The 1,557-nt window shown below is 67.3% G+C and carries 1 pseudogene; it reads left to right on the top strand.

The features are described from left to right. Positions 1-133 precede the first annotated feature (133 nt). A pseudogene (locus ABD901_RS58535) lies at positions 134-1,523 on the top strand (IS3 family transposase). Positions 1,524-1,557: the final 34 nt, after the last annotated feature.

Below are 1,557 nucleotides of genomic sequence, written 5' to 3' on the forward strand. Positions count from 1 at the left end.
GCCCTGTCTGTCAGGGTCAGGTGAGACACAGTTCGGGCTTCCGTTCTGACCACCCATCAGGGCGAGACTGGACCAGATGACCGTGACCTTGACCGTTGCAGACTCCCCGACCGGCCTGACCGATGATGGAGCGATGGATGCTCCTTCCGGTCCGCGGGCCGACCGACCTCGCCGGCGGTCGTTCACCGCGCAGTACAAGCTGGCGATGGTGGCCGAGTACGACGGGCTCCCCGCCGGTGAGAAGGGCGCGCTGCTGCGCCGGGAAGGGCTGTACTCATCCCACATCATCGAGTGGCGCCGCGCCCGCGACGCCGGCACCCTCACCGGACCGCCGGTGCAGGCCACCCTTGCAGCGAGGCGCGGCAAGAGCGCCGAGCAGAGCGAGATCGAGCGGCTACGCCGGCAGAACGAGCGCCTCGCCGCGGATCTGGCCCGGAACAAGGCCGCCCTGGAGATCATGGGAAAAACACACGCGTTCTTGCAACTGCTCTCCGAGAACGCGGACAACGACCCGAAGTCGAGCAGCTGACCGACACCGCCTTCAGCCAGCTGCAACCGTTGCTGGACACCAGAACCGCCTGCCACCTGCTCGGCAAATCCAGAGCCACCCACTACCGGCGTCGCCGACCCACGCCGTTCCGGCCAGGTCCGGTCCGGCCGGCACCGGCCAACAAACTCAGCACCGCCGAACAGGCGCAGGTCCTCGCGGTGCTGCGCCACGCCGACTTCGTCGACAAGGCCCCGGCCCAGATCTGGGCCACCCTCCTCGACGAAGGGCAGTACCTGTGCTCGCAGTCCACGATGTACCGGATCCTGCGCGCCCACGGTGAGGTCCGCGAACGCCGGGCCCAGGCCACCCACCCGGCCAAGATCAAACCCGAACTCGTCGCCACCGCACCAGGCCAGGTGTACTCCTGGGACATCACCAAACTCCAGGGCCCCGGCCGGGGCGAGTACTACCACCTCTACGTCATGCTCGACATCTTCAGCCGCTACGTCGTGGGCTGGACCGTCGCCGCCGCCGAATCAGCCGAGCTGGCCAAGGCGTTCATCGCCGACATCACCACCACACACGGTGCACCACAAGCAATCCACGCCGACCGAGGCACCTCGATGACCTCCAAACCCGTCGTGCAGCTGCTACTGGACCTGGGCGTGGCCCGCAGCCACTCCCGACCCCGCGTGTCCAACGACAACCCGTACTCCGAGGCGCAGTTCAAGACCTTGAAGTACTGCCCGGCCTTCCCCGGCCGGTTCGGTTCCCTGCCCGATGCCCGCACGTTCTGCCATACGTTTTTCAGCCACTACAACCACATCCACCGCCACAAGGCCCTCGGCCTGCACACCCCAGCCTCGGTGCACTACGGCACCGCCACCGAAATCCGCGCCCACCGCGCCGTCGTCCTCAACGCCGCCCACACCCGCACCCCGAACGATTCAGCCAGCCACCCACCCCACCGGCCCTGCCCACCACAGCGTGGATCAACCCGCCCACACCAGCACCTCAGATACAGACCGCGTAACCAGCCCGTGTCTCATACGCCTTGACAGCTTCCG

It is taken from the genome of Dactylosporangium darangshiense, assembly GCF_039537565.1.
Taxonomy (GTDB): domain Bacteria; phylum Actinomycetota; class Actinomycetes; order Mycobacteriales; family Micromonosporaceae; genus Dactylosporangium; species Dactylosporangium darangshiense.